This window comes from Pseudomonas sp. GW821-FHT09E12 (assembly GCF_059416085.1).
On the sequence record NZ_JBWKOM010000010.1, the window covers coordinates 132,322 to 149,463 of the forward strand.

The 17,142-nt window shown below is 59.4% G+C and carries 17 protein-coding genes; 5 read left to right on the forward strand and 12 right to left on the reverse strand.

Annotation, left to right across the window (positions count from 1 at the left end; all coding sequences use genetic code 11):
• Positions 1-15: 15 nt before the first annotated feature.
• From greB to AC07PQ_RS26170, 3 genes are all read right to left on the reverse strand, one after another.
• Positions 16-489, reverse strand: coding sequence for a transcription elongation factor GreB (greB, locus tag AC07PQ_RS26160; protein WP_007931374.1), 474 nt, complete (start codon positions 487-489; stop codon positions 16-18).
• Positions 490-854: 365 nt separating this feature from the next.
• Positions 855-2,597 (reverse strand): hypothetical protein, encoded by a 1,743-nt coding sequence (locus AC07PQ_RS26165; protein ID WP_493186419.1) that lies wholly within the window; start codon positions 2,595-2,597, stop codon positions 855-857.
• Positions 2,598-2,783: 186 nt separating this feature from the next.
• The gene (locus AC07PQ_RS26170) at positions 2,784-3,077 is read right to left on the reverse strand and encodes a hypothetical protein (RefSeq protein WP_037035922.1); all 294 of its coding nucleotides are present in this window, start codon (positions 3,075-3,077) and stop codon (positions 2,784-2,786) included.
• Between the two features lie 146 nt (positions 3,078-3,223).
• Between AC07PQ_RS26170 and AC07PQ_RS26175 the strand changes: the two genes are divergently transcribed.
• A complete protein-coding gene (locus tag AC07PQ_RS26175; protein WP_007931372.1) occupies positions 3,224-3,853 on the forward strand; it encodes a response regulator transcription factor in 630 nt (209 codons plus the stop codon).
• Positions 3,854-3,935: 82 nt separating this feature from the next.
• Here AC07PQ_RS26175 and AC07PQ_RS26180 read toward each other — a convergent pair whose 3' ends face one another.
• The 3 genes from AC07PQ_RS26180 to AC07PQ_RS26190 form a co-directional block, all read right to left on the reverse strand.
• On the reverse strand, positions 3,936-4,244 hold the full coding sequence (locus tag AC07PQ_RS26180) for a hypothetical protein (RefSeq protein ID WP_101339469.1): 309 nt from the start codon (positions 4,242-4,244) through the stop codon (positions 3,936-3,938).
• Positions 4,245-4,501: 257 nt separating this feature from the next.
• Positions 4,502-4,936 (reverse strand): DoxX family protein, encoded by a 435-nt coding sequence (locus tag AC07PQ_RS26185; protein ID WP_007931371.1) that lies wholly within the window; start codon positions 4,934-4,936, stop codon positions 4,502-4,504.
• 102 nt (positions 4,937-5,038) lie between these two features.
• Positions 5,039-6,460 (reverse strand): MltF family protein, encoded by a 1,422-nt coding sequence (locus AC07PQ_RS26190; RefSeq protein WP_493186418.1) that lies wholly within the window; start codon positions 6,458-6,460, stop codon positions 5,039-5,041.
• Between the two features lie 236 nt (positions 6,461-6,696).
• Between AC07PQ_RS26190 and AC07PQ_RS26195 the strand changes: the two genes are divergently transcribed.
• The 3 genes from AC07PQ_RS26195 to AC07PQ_RS26205 all read left to right on the forward strand — a co-directional run bounded on the left by AC07PQ_RS26195 (position 6,697) and on the right by AC07PQ_RS26205 (position 9,584).
• Entirely contained in the window at positions 6,697-7,503 is an 807-nt protein-coding gene (locus tag AC07PQ_RS26195; RefSeq protein WP_053262174.1) for a TatD family hydrolase, read from the forward strand.
• Between the two features lie 85 nt (positions 7,504-7,588).
• Positions 7,589-9,070 carry a methyl-accepting chemotaxis protein gene (locus AC07PQ_RS26200; protein WP_007931365.1) on the forward strand — a complete coding sequence of 494 codons (1,482 nt, stop codon included), beginning with the start codon at positions 7,589-7,591 and terminating at the stop codon, positions 9,068-9,070.
• Between the two features lie 151 nt (positions 9,071-9,221).
• Positions 9,222-9,584, forward strand: coding sequence for an Mpo1-like protein (locus tag AC07PQ_RS26205; protein WP_007931363.1), 363 nt, complete (start codon positions 9,222-9,224; stop codon positions 9,582-9,584).
• Between the two features lie 7 nt (positions 9,585-9,591).
• Here the strand turns inward: AC07PQ_RS26205 and AC07PQ_RS26210 are convergent, their stop codons facing one another.
• The 3 genes from AC07PQ_RS26210 to AC07PQ_RS26220 form a co-directional block, all read right to left on the reverse strand.
• Positions 9,592-10,389, reverse strand: coding sequence for an acyl-CoA thioesterase (locus AC07PQ_RS26210; RefSeq protein ID WP_007931362.1), 798 nt, complete (start codon positions 10,387-10,389; stop codon positions 9,592-9,594).
• Between the two features lie 107 nt (positions 10,390-10,496).
• A complete protein-coding gene (locus AC07PQ_RS26215; RefSeq protein WP_493186417.1) occupies positions 10,497-11,264 on the reverse strand; it encodes a CHAD domain-containing protein in 768 nt (255 codons plus the stop codon).
• 144 nt (positions 11,265-11,408) lie between these two features.
• Entirely contained in the window at positions 11,409-11,687 is a 279-nt protein-coding gene (locus AC07PQ_RS26220) for a hypothetical protein (protein ID WP_007931360.1), read from the reverse strand.
• A gap of 264 nt (positions 11,688-11,951) precedes the next feature.
• Between AC07PQ_RS26220 and AC07PQ_RS26225 the strand changes: the two genes are divergently transcribed.
• Entirely contained in the window at positions 11,952-12,992 is a 1,041-nt protein-coding gene (locus AC07PQ_RS26225; protein ID WP_007931359.1) for a patatin-like phospholipase family protein, read from the forward strand.
• A gap of 19 nt (positions 12,993-13,011) precedes the next feature.
• Here the strand turns inward: AC07PQ_RS26225 and AC07PQ_RS26230 are convergent, their stop codons facing one another.
• The 3 genes from AC07PQ_RS26230 to kdpC all read right to left on the reverse strand — a co-directional run bounded on the left by AC07PQ_RS26230 (position 13,012) and on the right by kdpC (position 17,077).
• Positions 13,012-13,707, reverse strand: a complete 696-nt coding sequence (locus AC07PQ_RS26230; protein WP_007931358.1) for a response regulator — start codon at positions 13,705-13,707, stop codon at positions 13,012-13,014.
• Positions 13,708-13,821: 114 nt separating this feature from the next.
• Entirely contained in the window at positions 13,822-16,473 is a 2,652-nt protein-coding gene (locus AC07PQ_RS26235; protein WP_493186416.1) for a DUF4118 domain-containing protein, read from the reverse strand.
• A gap of 52 nt (positions 16,474-16,525) precedes the next feature.
• Positions 16,526-17,077 (reverse strand): potassium-transporting ATPase subunit KdpC, encoded by a 552-nt coding sequence (kdpC, locus tag AC07PQ_RS26240; protein WP_493186415.1) that lies wholly within the window; start codon positions 17,075-17,077, stop codon positions 16,526-16,528.
• Between the last annotated feature and the right edge of the window lie 65 nt (positions 17,078-17,142).

Here is a 17,142-nt window from a genome sequence, read left to right on the forward strand (position 1 = left end):
CCCCTCGCAGGCAGTTCATTTCACGTATTCGATCTGATTGATCCACCAGCACATTTCTCCACCAGGCGTCTGCACTATCGCCTCGTCGCCGACTTCTTTCTTCAAGAGCGCCCGGGCCATGGGTGAATCGATAGAGATGTAATCCTTCTGCCCGTATATCTCGTCATAACCGACGATACGGAAACGCTTGGTTTCACCCTCTTCATTCTCGATATCGACCCAGGCGCCGAAGAAAACCCGACCCTCCTGTTCCGGCGAATAAGACACGACCTTCATGTCTTCGAGTCGCTTGCGCAAGTAGCGAACCCGGCGATCAATTTCCCTCAGGAGTTTCTTGTTGTATTGATAATCGGCGTTTTCACTTCTGTCCCCCAGGGAGGCCGCCCAAGTGACTTTCTGCGTCACATCCGGACGCTTCTCCCGCCATAGGTAATCCAGCTCGCTTTTCAGAGCCTCGAAACCTTCCTGCGTAATGAGCTTGGTACTCAATTGGTTAAATTCCCCATGCAGAGCCTTATGAGCCGTTCAGCATTATGGGTCAACCGGAGCACTGAGAACCAATATTGAGCAAAATAAATCTTCCAGTAAGACGCATGCCATCGGAACATCCACCATCTAGAATGAATCGATCTCTAGGCTCTGTATGAAAAGCGACTGCCTTGGTCATGCGAGGTAAAAACAAGCTCATGTGCAAGTCCGATCAGAACGCTCATCAAAGAACATGCATGCCCCCCATTTCTCCCGTCTCCTGCCCAACCATTACTAGCCGACTATTTCATACAGATCACATATTGCCTTACATGAAAAAACACCCAGAGACTAAAATAGACACTTGCGATTTCAACTGAGGCGCCTTACTCGTCGTCGTTGAATAAGGTACTAGATATGCTATGCAGACTATTATTGAAGGTCACTGTCTCATTGAAGCCTTTTACAATATTGCTCAGTTTTTTACGGGTACTGGATAGCTGCGCTAATCTTTCCACAAGCTCGGCATTTTTTTGCTGGATCCCGATGTCCCGTTTTTCAAGCTCGGATGCACGAACACTTTGTTTTACAGAAATTTCTTCAAGACGTTGTTGCTCCAACTGCAATAGCTCAGAGCGCCGCGCAACACTTCGCTCTCGGGACTCCACACTTTCAGCCAACTGCTGTAGCGCAACGCTGCGTTCGGCAATCACCTTGGAGTTGTGCTCTGCGGATTTATCGATAGCGATCCTCTCTTGTTGAATCTGGCTTTGTAACTGGCGCAAGTATTCATCCTTTTCCTGAAGCTTGCGTTCTCGCTCCTGCAATTGCTCCTTTAAAAGCTCCAAGGCCTCCTGCTGCTTCACTGCAATCAATTTTTGTTGTGCCAGTTCCTGCGCCATATGTGCAAGATTCGACAACGTGTTCTCTACATCAAAAAGCAGATGATCGGTATCCGCCCCCTGAGATACAACTTCGGTATCGGGAGCCGTATCCATCAGGAACTGATCCTTATCCAGCGAATGCTCTAGTGAGGCTTCACAACCGTCCGACTCATCCGGCATTGCATCCACAGCATTTTCACCAGACTGATCGATATCAGGGATGGTTTGAAGCTGCCTGTCTACCAAAGTCGGAACTCTGTCAGACATCGACAGGTCGTACTCATTTCCCTGGGTTAATTCCACATCATCCTCCGAAGTCAAATCGCGAACCACCTCCGCCAAGTCAGCCAGTGTGTTCTGTATACCTTGATGCAGACGTACGGCATCGACCTCCGGGTCAGCAGACTGGTCAGCATCTACTCTATGTGTTGTAACACCTGACAGGAGAGCATCATTCCTGGATGAGTCGACATGACTTTCGACATTGGTGATAGCTAAGCCAGCAATACCCTGTTGAAGATCCTCGGCCAATAACGAGGTCTCAGTAGAGCCCTCCCTTACATAAGCCTCGGTTTCAGCGTCCTTTTGGCATAATTCATATGGCTCTCCAATCGGCTCAGATCTGGACGGGGCATCATCAGGCAGGTCCCCTTCAAGGTCCTCAACAGTTTCTGGCGAACCATACTCGTTCGAGTCAGGAACCTCGTCCACACACTCTGTGGCATCTTTTGCAGCAGGGGGATTTTGAGAGGTCGTCTCAATAGAAACATCAAGGGCTGGAACGCTGAGTTCGGTGTCATCAATTGCAGGCAGACAAACTGTCGAAGCTTCTGATGATATGAGTTTCACCACCAAGTTTTTCTTGATGGTGAGTGAACGATGCTCGGAAAGGTTCCCCGTCGGTATCACACAGCCTTTAAGGTCAATCAGATGGTAGGGAGTGCCAACACTGCCAGCAGCACCTTGTTGTCGAATCTCAAGCCGCGTTGCATGAGTAACTATCTCTTTGAAGACCTGAATAACCAGACGCCAATCGCGTTCGCTTTCAATCGAACTCAGCGCATACTCTCCCCCCTTTTTATGCAACATCGCAATATAAACTCGCGACTCTCCGACTTCAGCGCCCTCATTTAAGCTATAGGCAAGAAAATTACGCCTCAGCATAGGAATTGCAAAACTGCAGAGCACCGCACCATTCAGCACTTCTTGCTCTGCGTTTTCGATGGAAATAGTTCGTAGCAGCATCGCTGACTTAGGCTCCGTCATATATCTAAAAACATATCACACGGAGTAAAAAATACCTCCTAACAACACATGCCAGCAACCGGACAATTCCCATTCTTCAGGTAGAACTATCCGACAACTCACTACCAGAAAAGTCAACGCTTTCGATTTACCATGTTATGGCTGACAGCCTTGACAACTCCGATCTCATTTAAGAGGAATATTCAAGCCCTTCTGCGGACTGAGCTTGAACAGCCACCAATCATAATTCGACCATAGCATGACTAACCCTCCCGCCAGCAGTAGCAGTACTAGCCCGGCCCCTCCTGTCAATATCAGTCGTTGCTGCCAGCTAAAAAAACACAGCGCGACACCAGCCACCCCCATCAACATCGCTAGAGAAGGAGCAAACCAGTAGATAAAACGATCAAGACGCAAAAGAGTGTTGAATAACCAAGAGCCTTTCAGATGAGAGGTCGGTCTAAAGATAATAATATGCATAGCGAGCGTGGCTTGGCCAGATAAAAACGGAGCTCAACCATAACTTAGCCACACAATGACAACTATCAGATTCGTCTGATTTAGTTTTCAGAGTGCTCGGATAACATACGCAGGGCACCCTCCCCCTAAATATCGAGATGCCTTGCATGGGAAGTATCATCATCGTCGACGACCATCCGTTGATTCGACTCGCCATAAGAACCGTTCTGGAACCTCACGAACACAACATCGTCGCGGAGGCGGACAACGGGGCCGACGCCGTCCAGCTGGTACGCAAGCATCTTCCAGACCTGCTCATCCTGGACTTGAACATACCCAACCTCGACGGTTTTTCCGTTATCTCCCATATAAAGTCCGCTGGACTGCCAATAAAGACACTGGTGCTGACTTCCAGCAACTCCAAGAACTTCGCCTTGCGCTGTTTGCAGGCTGGTGCGGCCGGGTTTCTGTGCAAGAACGATAATCTGAACGAACTGGCTAATGCGGTAAAAGCCATATTGTCGGGGTATAGCTATTTCCCCGAGGATACAATCAGCACCTTGCAACAGAATACAAACGCCGCCTGCCAAGAGAGTGTCTTGATTGCCCAACTGACCGACCGGGAAATCACCGTCCTGAAACTGCTGGCAAGCGGTCTGAATAATCAGAAAATCGCGGATGCGTTGCTGATCAGCCACAAGACGGTGAGCACCTATAAGGTCAGGCTGCTAAAACGGTTCAATGTTTCCAATCTGGTAGCGCTGGCGGAGCTGGCCAAACGCAACTCCGTAGTTTGAACCCCCGATATCGATGCAGCCTTTAGCTGGGATTCAGAAACATCGCCCCCACCTCGACAGCCAGGTTGATCACCTACGGTACTTACCTGCGGGTGATCAGCCCCTGTCGAGCCACGCGGGTCAGATGCCGGATGACTTCCGCAGCATTTTCCGAGCTGGGCGCCTGTATCACCGCAAGGTCAAAACTGTCGTTGGCAAAACGAGCCAAGGGCTCGCCGTCTTCGATGAACTGGATGAGAAAGGCCGAAGGGCCTGTGCTACGACGTGGCCAGCCATCGAGATAACGCAGCAATGTCGGCTGGTGTGTGCCGCCAAGAAGAATTTTTGGATTGCGCTGAACAAGATTCGCCGTGATTGGCGCAAGACGTACAGGAGGGTGGAGTGCATTCATCGTGTCGTGTCTCTGCCTCAATTTTCTGCCGGGCAGGTGAGAGGCAACACCGAACCAGCGCTTTAGCGGTATTTCGAAGCCGGTAGAGCTTCTGTCGGTGATATTCCGAATCACCTGGCGCCCCGCAAGTAGCTGTTTAAATCGGCGCATGGGCAACAATCCTAGAGAAGCCGACGGGGTAGTGTCAAGAATCCCCAATAACGAAATCAGCAACGAAAAAGGCCCGCTACAAGCGGGCCTTGGGTGTTTTCCGGAAGTTACTTGGCAATCGCCGCATCGAGTGACAATTTGCCTGCGCCTTCGATCAGAACCGCAATGGTGCCACCGAGCAGAGCCAGGGCGAACTCATAGCCATTGTTCGCCATGAACAGGCCATTGCTGATGTGCACGGAGAAAATCGCCACCAGCAAGGTGAAGCTCAACCCCAACGCGGCAGGACGTGCCAACAGACCGATAATCAGCGCCAGACCGCCGAAGAACTCGGTACCGCCCGCTAACAGCGCCATCAGGTGTCCTGGTGCCAGGCCGATGCTCTCCATCCACTGTGCCGTACCTGCCAATCCATAACCGCCAAACAGGCCGAAAAGCTTTTGCGCGCCGTGAGCGGCGAAAATGATGCCGACAAAAACTCGCAGGACGGTCAGGCCGTAGCCTGCACGGGTGTTCAGTACGGTTTTGATCAGTGTGCTCATGCTGTGTAGTCCTTTGTAGTGTTGGGTAATGGGTCGCTATATTAATCAAAAAATCTCATGTTAAAAGTGCAAAAATAGCAAGATAACAATCAACTTTATCGATTATTTCCTTGAGACGACCTTACGCGCTTGCGGCTCCAACGATTCGCGTTCCCGGTCAAAGGCCAAATAGTATTTGTTGACGCTATTAACATAGCTGACGGCGCCCATTCCGACCTGTTCCATGGCAATGCGCTCGACCTGGAAAAACCACTGATTGGGGTTCAACCCGCGTCGCCGGGCTTCGGTCCGCATACCCTGTACTCGCTCCGGCCCCATGTTGTAGGCCGCCAGGACAAATGCCATACGCTCGCGCTCGTTGAGCTTGGGACTGGAAAAGAACTTGCGCCGGATCAACGCCAGGTACTTGGCTCCGGCCAGCACATTGTTATCGAGGGTCTGGATGTTATTGACCCCTACCCGCTGGGCGGCTGACGGGGTGATCTGCATCAGGCCGGTCGGGCCGCTGCCGCTCCTGGCAGAGGGCTGCAACGACGACTCCTTGAAGGCCAGCGCCGCCAGGTTCAACCAGTCCATGTTCTGGGCATCGGCATGCTTCTGTAATACCGGGCGCAATTTTTCCAGGCGCTGGCGATCGGCCCGGGTCAAAGGGTTATGCACCTGATACAGGCGTCGATAGATGCGCAAGAACGCAACGTCCTGATCCGCCGGAGCCTTATAGACCTTCAGGAAACGATCGATGCTCGCCCGCAGCATCGAGGCATCCCGCCGCACGAACCAGTGCTCCTCGCCAGGCTCGCTGATGACCAGTTGCCGATCAAAACGCAGCTTTGGCAGGACTTTGCCCCAGCGCTCGGCAATGGGCTTCTCGACGATGGTCAGGTGAAAGATCCCGCCCTGGACCATTTCCAGGACATCTTCGACTGCCAGGCTCGGATCGACCCACTCGACCTTGACCGGCGCCAGCTTATGCAGCGCCAGTTTCTGATTGATCTGGCTCACCGCATCCCCAGCAGCGCTGCCTGTGGTCAGCGCCAGGGTCTTGCCGGAGAGTTGTTCAGGTCGGGTGTAGCGCCGCTCGCCCTTGATTCCCACCAGCAGCAACGGCACGTTGCTGGCGACCGGTTCACTGGGGCTTACCGCTTGCCCCGGTAGCGCCTCCAACAACTCTCCCGGAGCGACCAGATCCCCCTCGCCACGCTGCAGCGCACCGAGCAATTGATCCTTGGCTTTGGGAATGATCTTGAGACTGATTTCCTGACCGTCACGAGCGTGACCATTGAGGTACTGCTCAAAGGCGCGCAGACGGTGATATTCGACACCGATGGCCTGGCCCTGGACTTCACCGGAGCTATTGCGACTCTGGTTGACCAGCACGCGCAAGACCCGGCTGCTGCGAATGTCCGCCAGGTCGCGGACCTTGCCCGCTACGGCCGCTTCCGGAGGGCCAGCCAAGCGTGCTACCGCCGGCAGGGGCAGCAGCAACGACAAGCACAACGCTAGCAAAATCGAGGGTCGCGTCATCCGCTCTCCGGGAAGAATACTGTCCGGGTTTTCGAGCAATGGCGAAAACGCGGGCGACAGAAACAGAGCGCCTAGAGCGCTGACAAGATGCGAAAGACTGGCACAACCACGGCTGGCAAACCAACCGCAGCCTTTCTTCCGGCATCAAGAGACAGCTTCAACTCGTTGTAGTTCTTGGCTTTTCTTATAAATCTACAGCTCTGATATGCTTTCCGGCCGCAGGCGGAGATAGCACCATGCAACTCATCGATATCGGCGTCAACCTGACCAATCCAAGTTTCGCCGAAAAACATCGTGCAGTACTGGACCGTGCCTATGCCGCCGGTGTCTGCCAACTGGTGCTCACTGGCACCAGTGTCGAGGGCAGCGAACAGGCACTCGAGCTGTCGCGGCAACTGGATGAAAGTGGCCACCAACTGTTCTCTACCGCCGGGATTCATCCGCATTGCGCCAGCGACTGGAATGCCGACAGCGCACAGCGCTTGCGCAGCCTGCTCAAGGAAAGCAGCGTCAAGGCCGTGGGCGAATGCGGCCTGGACTTCAATCGGGACTTCTCCCCCCGAGGGCAACAGGAAAAAGTGCTGGAGGAACACCTGGCCCTGGCCGTTGAACTGCAACTGCCGGTCTTCCTCCACGAACGCGACGCCAGCCAGCGCCTGCTGGAAATAGTCCGCGACTTTCGTGACCGCTTGCCGGCCGCGGTGGTGCATTGCTTCACCGGCGAACAGCGCGCGCTGTTCAACTATCTGGACCTTGACCTGCACATTGGCATCACCGGGTGGATCTGCGACGAGCGCCGTGGCACTCACTTGCACCCGCTGGTACGAGAGATTCCCCGCGGTCGCCTGATGCTCGAAAGCGACGCCCCCTATCTGTTACCCCGCAGCCTGCGCCCCAAGCCGAAGAACGGTCGCAACGAACCGGCCTACCTGACCGAAGTGTTGCGCGAGGTGGCCCTGCATCGCGGCGAGAGCCAGGAAGAGCTGGCGGCCCACAGTACCGCCAGCGCCCGAGCCTTCTTCGCCTTGCCCGAGATTGCTTGACGCATATCAAGATTTGACTCTCTGCATAGCGGCACAATAATGGCACCTTGCCAATACTGTTCCGCTTAATCAGAGAAGACCTTCCATGGGTGCCTGGCTCAGCAATATCTCATTGAAATACAAGTTCTGGGCGGTCAATGCGGTCGCCTTCGTGACCACCCTGCTACTGGTCCTGTACGCCGTCCAGCTGGAGCAGCAAGCGCGTAGCCAGGCCTCACAAAACAACGCCAGGGCCCAGGCGAGCCTGCTCGGCGCATGGCCCTCCAGGCAAGCGCTGCCCAATGCCGAGAATCTGCTGAGCTTCGCGGCCGGCCAGACCCCCAGCCTCGATCAGCGCTCCCTGCCGCAGTTGAGCAATGCCAATGGATGGGTGGCCTTCGATGAAATGCCGCTGTTCGGCGAAAACCCTCTGATCGGCGCGCAAGTGCTGCCCCGGGCCGATGGCCAACGGATTGCGGTGCTTGCCCATGGGCCAAGCCTGCGTCAGGTGTTCAGCGAACGCTTCAGCCAGTACGCGGTGGCCGTGTTCATTCTGATGCTGGCGATGCTCGGTGCTTCGCAACTGTTGATCCGTTTCCTGCTCAGCCAACTGAACACCCTCAAGGATGTGATGCTGCATGTGGAGAAGACCGGCGACCTGTCGGCCCGCGTGCCTCTGTCGTGCACGGACGAGGTCGGCCAGATGGCCAGCGCCTTCAATGCGATGCAGGCGGGTTACCAGCGGGTGGTCAACACCGTCGCCAATACCGCCCGGCAACTGGATATCGGCGCCGCACGCCTGGCATCGAGCATGAACGACGTGCGTCACGGCATGCTGGGCCAGCAAAGCGAAACCGATCAGGCCGCGACAGCGATCAACGAAATGTCCGCCACCGTCTATCACATCGCCCAGCACGCCGGCGCCACCCGGGATCGCTCCCAGGCCGCCGATGTCCTCGCCGGCAGCGGCCAGGAAGTGGTCAGCCGCGTGCAGAAGTCCATCTCCGGGCTCTCCAGCGGCGTGCAACAGACCGCCGAGATGATCCAGCGCCTGGCCGAGGACAGTCAGAAGATCAATGGCGTGGTCAACGTGATCCACAGCATTGCCGAGCAAACCAACCTGCTGGCGCTCAATGCCGCAATCGAAGCGGCGCGCGCCGGTGAAATGGGCCGGGGGTTCGCGGTGGTCGCCGATGAAGTACGCAACCTCGCCAAACGGGTGCAGACCTCCACCGACGAAATCACCCGGATGGTCTCCGCCCTGCAGGCAGGTACCCGCGACGCGGTGGACTTCATGCAGGAAAGCTCGTTCAAGGCGGACGATTGCGTGCAGCAGGCACAGGAAGCCGGCGCAGCGCTGGCGGAAATCACCACGGCCGTGGCGCAGATGCGTGAAAGCAATACCCAGATTGCAGTGGCCGCCGAGCAGCAAAGCCAGGTGGCGGAAGAAATGAATCGCGCCGTGGTGAGTATTCGCGACGTCACCGAAAACACGGTGCAACAGACTGTCGACTCGGCGACCACCAGCAACGAACTGGCGACCCTGGCTGGGGAACTGAGCAAGGCCATCGGTCAATTAAAGCTTTAAAAACGCGAGTTTCGTTGCAGCAGGATCAGCCTCCCTGCCGCGGCGAAACCCTTGCCAAGCTATCGCCCCCATAGCCAGCCTTGATTCGCCGCCCCCTCGCGTGGGGCCTATCCTTTGATACATAGGCTTCTACGAATCAAGGATCACTGTCATGGGTAAACGTCACCCCAACCTCCCCGCCTGGCAATGGCGCTCCTACCCGCATAACCACCGCAACCCGACCAACCTGGTGTTGCACCTGATTGCAGTGCCGCTGTTCATCGTCGGCTTTCTGTTGCTGGTTTCAGGAGTATTCGGCTTGAGCTTCACCAACGTCGCCATCGGCGTGGTCGGCCTGCTCGCCGCTTTGGGCCTGCAGCGTCACGGCCATAGCCTGGAGGCCCAAGCCGCCGAGCCGTTCAGTGACCGTAAAGATGCAGTCCAGCGCCTGCTGGTAGAACAATTCGTGACCTTTCCACGCTTCGTCCTCAGCGGCGCCTGGTGGCGTGCATGGCGCAAGCGCCACCGGCATTGAGAGGGGTTCAACCGAAGATGGTGACCGTCTGCCGGCTGAGCGCAATCAACCGGCCTTCGGCACTCCAGAGTGCCGCGGCCGCATGCCCGTAACCGTCACGGGCATGTTCGATATTCACCCGGTACTTGCACCAGTCCAGGGTGCTCAACGCCAGCAGCGGCTGCACGAATTCAATGGTCCAGGTCAGGGTACTGCCGGGTGCCGGGCTGGTCAGGTGTGGTAACAAGGCCGGCGGCCAGGCGTCCACCAGTGCGAGGATATGCGCCTCAGTCATGGGCTCTTCCTTGACGTCGCCCCGCAGGCGCACCCAACCGCCCATGTCCCGCGACTTGTTGCCGGTGAACGGCATGCCACCGATGCTCCAGCGCATTGCCAGATGGCGCATGAACTCCGGCGTCACGCCCTTGACGTAAGGCAGTTCCGGGCACTCGTCCCAATGTTTCATGCTGGGCGCTTCCTCGGCGACAACCGTCACCTCGGACGGCCGAGAGGCACCAAAACTGCCCTGTACCAGGGTCACTACCTGACCGTTCTGCACCGCACGCCCCAGCACCTGGCTGACGGCCTTGCCTTCGCGCAGCACCTCGACTTCAAAGCTGACCGGCACATCGGGGGTGACCGGACCGACAAAGGTGATCGCCAGTGAACGCACCGGACGTTCGGCGGGGACTTTTGCGCGCATGGCTTCATACTGCAAAGCCGCCACCAATCCGCCGAAACTGGCCCGCCCCTGCGCCCACTCGGTTGGAATCGACAGTTCCAACGGATGGTGGCGGACGGCATCGAGCAAATCGCAAAAGCGCATGAGCACCTCTGATCAAGAAAAGGGTTCGAGGATCTTAACCAGCAGCGCACACGCGTAAAGCACTTGTTCCCGCCAAAAAGACTGACAGATAAGCCGCCAGCCGGGAGTCAGCTACGGAAACAGGTAGCGCTCAGCTTGTCGAGCACCCGATCGGCACGCCCCTCGGCCTTATGCATGGTGGCGTGCCAGACCGGAACACAAGGCAACAGGTCCGCCTGCCGTTCGGCCTGGGCCAGCCATTGCCAGCAATCATGCCAGTCGCCCAGCGCGCCCTGAGCAGCCTTCAAGCGAGAGACCGCCTTGGGCGACAGTTCGGCCAGTTCGGGATAAGCCTCGGCGGCGTAGCGCACACGCTTGATCAGCAGGCGCAAACGGTGCCGATCGTGAGCCGGATCGTGCAGGGCCTCGTCCAGTGCCTTCCATTGCTTGGACAGGCGCTTTTCGATGCGTTTGCGCAAGCCGCGCAACAGCTCCTGACGTTGCGCCGCCCGCAGGAAACGCGGGAAGGCATCCAGCACTAGCAGCAGTTGCTGGAGTTCGGAGCCCGTCGCCACTGTCCGGTATTCATCCGCCAACCCCGCGGTACGGCGTTCCGCGGCCTGATGGTAGTCATGCTGATGCAGGTACGCAGCCAGGACCTCACGGTCGCGTAACGGCGTCGTCAGTTGCCCGACCGCCGAAGCCGCCGCTTCCAGTTGCTCGACACCAGGCAAGCCGCGCAACGCTCGCAACAGGCTGCGCAAGCGGCGCACCGTGGTACGCAGATCGTGCAGCGCCTCGGGGTCGGTCACCGCCTGCAAACGCGCCTGGCACGCCAGCAAGCGCACCTCCAGCCCCAACACCTGCGCCACCAACCGATCAACCAAGGCAGACATCATTGACTCCCGAAACGAATGACCCGGCTCGCAGCACAAAGACTGCGGCCGGGCCCTGGCATGACTGGCAGGCGCGCTCACGACGCCTGCGAGACGGAAACTGAAGAGCGCTCTTCAGTCTAGCGGCAAACGACAGCCTTGCGATCAGCGGCCGGCGCGCGACTCACGAATATAGAAACGGGCTTTCTCGGCTTTTTTGGTGCAGCCCTCGAAGGCTTCGAATTGCTGCTGGGTCTTGGCCCCGGTCAGCAGCGACAGGGCCTTGGAATAGCTGACTGTGCCAGCGAAACCTTCGGCCTTGGCCAGGTCCAGTTCATGCCAGGCCGCATCCAGTTGCGTACCGCAGCTGTCGCGATAGGCGGTCTTGCCAGCACAACCACCGAGTACCAATGCAATCAACGGTAGACAGATCCAGGCTTTCATCAATGACACCTCAAAGTAGGGGGGGAAACAGTCGTGAACGATAAGAAGCAATTGCGAACAATAAAAACAATCGTGAACGTAAGACGATCGCCGCCACTAAAAGTGCCTTGGCTCGTCAGGGAAAATATAGCCGCGCGAGCATAACCCCATGCGGCAAAACACTGGAAAAAATCCCTCTATCCAGGGCCCGCAGAGGCCGTCAGTGATTGAACCGAGACCCTCGATGGGTGCATTGTGGAAACCTGTCTGGCGAAGGATCGAGTCATGAAGAAGCGTGTCGCACTGGTCCTGGGCTCTGGTGGTGCCCGGGGTTACGCCCACATCGGGGTGATTGAGGAAATCGAAAGACGTGGTTACGACATTGCCTGTGTCGCGGGCTGTTCCATGGGAGCGGTGGTCGGTGGTATCTACGCCGCCGGCAAACTGGACGACTACCGCAGCTGGATCGAAAGCCTGGACTATCTGGATGTGCTGCGGCTGGTGGATGTCAGCTTTCGCCTGGGGGCGATACGCGGGGAGAAAGTATTCGGCCAGATCCGCAAGATCGTCGGCGAAATCAACATCGAAGACCTGCGCATCCCTTACACCGCAGTGGCCACCGACCTGACCAACCAGCAGGAAATCTGGTTCCAGGAAGGCTGTCTGCACCAGGCCATGCGGGCTTCGGCGGCGATCCCCAGCCTGTTCACCCCGGTCATGCAAGGCAATCGCATGCTGGTGGACGGCGGCCTGCTCAACCCGCTGCCCATCGTGCCGGTGGTCTCCAGCCACTGCGACCTGATCATCGCCGTCAACCTCAACTCGACCAACCAGCGTCGTTACCAGTTGCCGGTGATCCAGCGCCCCGCCGCCTTCAAGAGCCGCTTCGACAGCCTGATCAACTCCCTGGGCTCGCACCTGCCCTTTCGCCGCAAGCAAGCCGAACAACTGCTGCTGCTCGAACAGGAAGCACTGCGCAGCGAGGCAGCCGACATCGGCAACCCCTGGATCGAATCCGCCGAGCCTGAAGCGCAGCAACCGGCCGCGGCTCCGGAAACCGATGGCGCCCCGAAATCGGCCACCGGCTCGTTCATTATCGATAACGTCGGCCCCGCTTCCCTGCTGGACCTGATCAACCAGAGCTTCGAGGTCATGCAGACCTCGCTGGCCCAGTACAAGATCGCCGGCTACCCGCCGGACATCCTGATCAACGTACCCAAGCGGGTGTGCCGCTTCTTCGAGTTCTACAAGGCTCCGGAGCTGATCGCACTGGGACGGGAAATTGCCAGCGACACCCTGGACCGCTACGAGAACGAACTGAACTGAAAGAGGGCCGCGAGCCCGCTCACTCCTCCGCCCCCAGCAAACGGTACCCCACCCCGGCCTCGGTCACGATAAAGCGTGGCCGGGTCGGATCGTCCGCCAGCTTCTGCCGCAGATGCCCGACCACGATACGCAGGTAATGACTGTCCTCGGTGTGCGTCGGCCCCCAGATATCCTTGAGCAGTTGCTGCTGGGTGATCACCCGCCCCGGGTGCCGCGCCAGTTGCGCCAGCACGGCGTATTCCTTGCGCGTCAACGCCACTTCGGCACCGTCGAGCAGTACCCGGCGATACGCCAGGTCCACGGTCAGCGGGCCGAAATCCAGGGCTGCTTCCTGCGCTTCGCCGACGGGCGCCTGGCGCAACAGCGCACGAATACGCGCCAGGAACTCCTGGATGCCAAAGGGCTTGGTCACGTAGTCGTTGGCGCCACCGTCCAGCGCTTCGACCTTCTGCCCCTCGCTGGCCCGCACCGACAACACCAGCACCGGTACGCCCGACCACTCGCGAAACTCGCGCAACACCTGTTGGCCGTCCATATCCGGCAGGCCGAGGTCGAGCACCAGCAGGTCCGGCTTGTTCAGCGCCGCCTGGGCCAGGCCTTCGTTGCCGGTGCCGGCTTCGAGCACTTTGTAGCCCTGGGACACCAGGCTGATGCGCAGGAATTTACGGATCTGCGGCTCGTCATCGATGACCAGGATGGTCGCGGTCTGGCTCATGGTTTCGCTTCAAGACAAATAAGTGGCGCAAGAGTAGCGCAGGCGTGGCTCTGGATCGTAAAGAACATATGCGGCCCTCCTGGCCTCGTTGGATTGACGCTTTTTTACCGGCACTCAGGCCTCTCCTTCAAACTCGGGTTGCGCCTGCAGCGGCAGGCACAAGGTGATGCAGGTACCACGCCCATCGATCCCCTCGCCCACCGTGATGCGCCCGCCATGGGCACCGACCATGCCCTGACAGATCGCCAGCCCCAGGCCGGTGCCCTGCCCGCCGCGATCACCCCGAGCCGCGGTGTAGAACATGTCGAAAATCCGCGGCCGGTCTTCCACTGGAATTCCCGGCCCCTCGTCGCTCACGGCAAACAGCAGCTCGGTATCGCGGGTCCCGACACTCAGTTGCAAACGGCCGTTGGCCGGTGAAAAGCGCGCGGCGTTTTCCAGGACATTGATCAGCGCCTGTTCGATCAGCGCCGCATGCACGAACAGCAACGGCAGTTCGGCCGGCAATTCGGTGCTGACCCGCAGCGGCGCCAGCACCACTCGCAGGCGATTCAGCGCGCTGCCAACGATATCGGCCGGCGCCACCCAGTCTCGCGCCAGCTTCAACGAGCCATGGCCAAGACGAGTCATGTCCAGCAGATTCTGAATGTAGCGATCCAGGCGCTCGGCCTCATCCCGCGTGCCTTCGAGCAGTTCGCGACGGTCTTCCAGGGGGATTGCCTCCCCCAGCGCCAGCAGGCTGTCGATGCTGCCGCGCATCGAGGTCAAGGGGGTACGCAGGTCATGGGACACCGAGGCCAACAGCGCACTGCGCAATTGCTCGGTTTCGCCGTGCAGGCGCGCCGCTTCCAGATCTTCGGCCAACTGTGCCCGGGCCAAAGCCTGGGCCAGGGGCTGGCTCAAGGCACTCAACAGGCGACGACGCTGGGCGTTGAGCTCCTCGCCTTCTTTCGGACAGACTCCAAGCAAGCCCAGCGGGCCCTCGTCGACGGATAAAGGCCACCACCACCAGCGCCCGAAAGGCAGGGTTCCGGTGCCCATCCCGGCCGGTTGATCGTGTTGCCAGGCCCAGTCGGCGGCGGCCCGTTCGGACTCGGAAAACTGCAAGGGCCCACCCGTCTCGACCTTCCAGCCACCCTGCCCGTCGCGATTGAGCAGGCACAGTTGCAGTTCCTTCCAGCCATTGAGGTGCTGCGCCGCGGCACTGATCACCGCCTGCCGGTCGGTGGCGGCGGTGAGCTTGCGCGACAGGTCCAGCAGCTCGCTGGTTTCTTCCTGGGTGTCGCGCAATGCCTGCAACTGCCGACGCTGGCGCGCCGCCAGGTTGCCGGTCAGGGCCGCCATCAACAGGAAGAACAGCAGCGTCAGCACGTCTTCCTCGCGCTGGATGGCGAAGGAGAACGTCGGCGGAATGAACAGGAAATCGTAGGTCAGGAAGGACAACGCCGCGCACACCAGTGCCGGCCCGAGACTGCTGCGCACCGCCACCAGCAGCACCGCGGCGAGGAACACCAGGGAGATGTTCGGCAACGCCAGCACGCTCGCCACCGCCCACGACAGCCCCGAAGCCAGGACCGTCGCCAGGACCGCCAGGGCGTAGTCGAACCAGACCAGCGAACGCTCCACCCGCAGGCGCGGCTGGCCGGGTTCGTCCTCGCTGTCGAGCACGTTGATTTCCAGGCCCTGGGCGTTGCGCAGCAGGCGCGCCGCCAGGCCGCCGCCGAACAAACGGCGGCGCAGGCGTTTGCGTGACTGCCCCACCAGCACCAGGCTGGCGCGCCGCTCCGCGGCATGCTGGATCAGGGTCTTGGCCACCTCGCCGGCCCGCAGCAGGACCACCTCGCCGCCCAGGCGCTCGGCCAGTTGCTGGGCACTTTGCAGGCGCTGGCGAGCTTGCTCGTCAGGCACCCGGCCGTCATCCACATGCACCAGGCTCCAGGGCAGATGCCGCCGCCGGGCGACATGGCTGGCATGACGCACCAGGCGCTCGGCCTGGGCATCGCCATCGACCCCTACCAGCAAGCGTCCGCGCACCGCCGGCGCGGCCTGCCCGAGCTTGCGATACCCCTGGGCCAGATCGTCGTCGACCTGCGCCGCCGCGGCCTGCATCGCCAGCTCGCGCAGCGCAGTGAGGTTGGTCTGGGTGAAGAACGCATCGATCGCCGCCCGGGCCTGCTCCGGCACATACACCTTGCCTTCGCGCAGGCGCTCCAGCAGTTCTCGCGGCGGCAGGTCCACCAGCAGCAACTCGTAGGCTTCCTGCAGTACCCAGTCGGGCAGGGTCTCGCGGACCTGCACCCCGGTAATGCCGCGGACCTGATCGTTGAGGCTTTCCAGATGCTGCACGTTGACCGTAGTGAAGACGTCGATACCGGCCGCCAGCAGTTCCTGAACATCTTGCCAGCGCTTGGCGTGCCGGCTGCCGGGGGCGTTGGTATGGGCCAGTTCATCCACCAATACCAGCTTGGGCTTGGCCTTGAGCAGGCCGTCGAGGTCCATCTCTTCGAGCATGACCCCGCGGTATTCGGAACGCACCAGCGGCTGTTGCGGCAAACCGCCGAGCAAGGCTTCGGTTTCCGCCCGGCCATGGGTTTCCACCACCCCGGCCAGGACCGTCACCCCCTGACGCAATTGCGTGTGCGCCGCCTGCAACATGGCGTAGGTCTTGCCGACGCCCGGGGCGGCGCCAAGGAAGACCTTGAGGCGGCCGCGGCCGTCATGGGACAGATCGGCTAACAGGGCGTCGGCGCGGCCGGAATCACTCATGCATTGTTCTCTCTGGACTCAAATCATCGACATACAAACTTGTAGCAGCTGGCTACAGGGCGAGCTTTTCCAACGCCCTGTTCAAGGCCAGCACATTCACCACCGGCGGGCCAACCAGAGGCTGCTCGACATGGGCATCCACCAGTTGCTGCAACGTGGCGACCGGCAGGTTGCGCGCCGCCGCGACCCGCGCCAGTTGATAGTTAATCGCCGCCGGTGGCAAGTGCGGATCCAGGCCGCTGCCCGAAGTCGTCAGCAACGCCAGCGGTACCGGCCCCTGCCCTGGCACCGCCAGCTTGTTGGCATCGTCGATCACGCGGGTGGCCAGGGCCGGGTTGCTCGGTGCCAGGTTACTCGCGCTGCTGGACACCGTGGCAAAGGCCCCGGCCGATGGACGCGGGTGGAACCAGCTGTCGCCGCTGAAATCCTGGGCAATCAGGGCCGAGCCACGGACCTGGCCCACGCCATCGAGCACCAGGCTGCCATTGGCCTGTTTCGGGAACGCCACCTGGGCCACACCGGTGACCACCAGCGGATAGGCCACGCCAGTGATCAGGGTCATCAACACAATCAGGCTCAAGGCCGGACGCAATACAGTGGACATCATCAAATCCTCGATTCGGTTAACGGGTTTACCCGGACTCCGTAGGAACCCGCTTGCTAGCGATG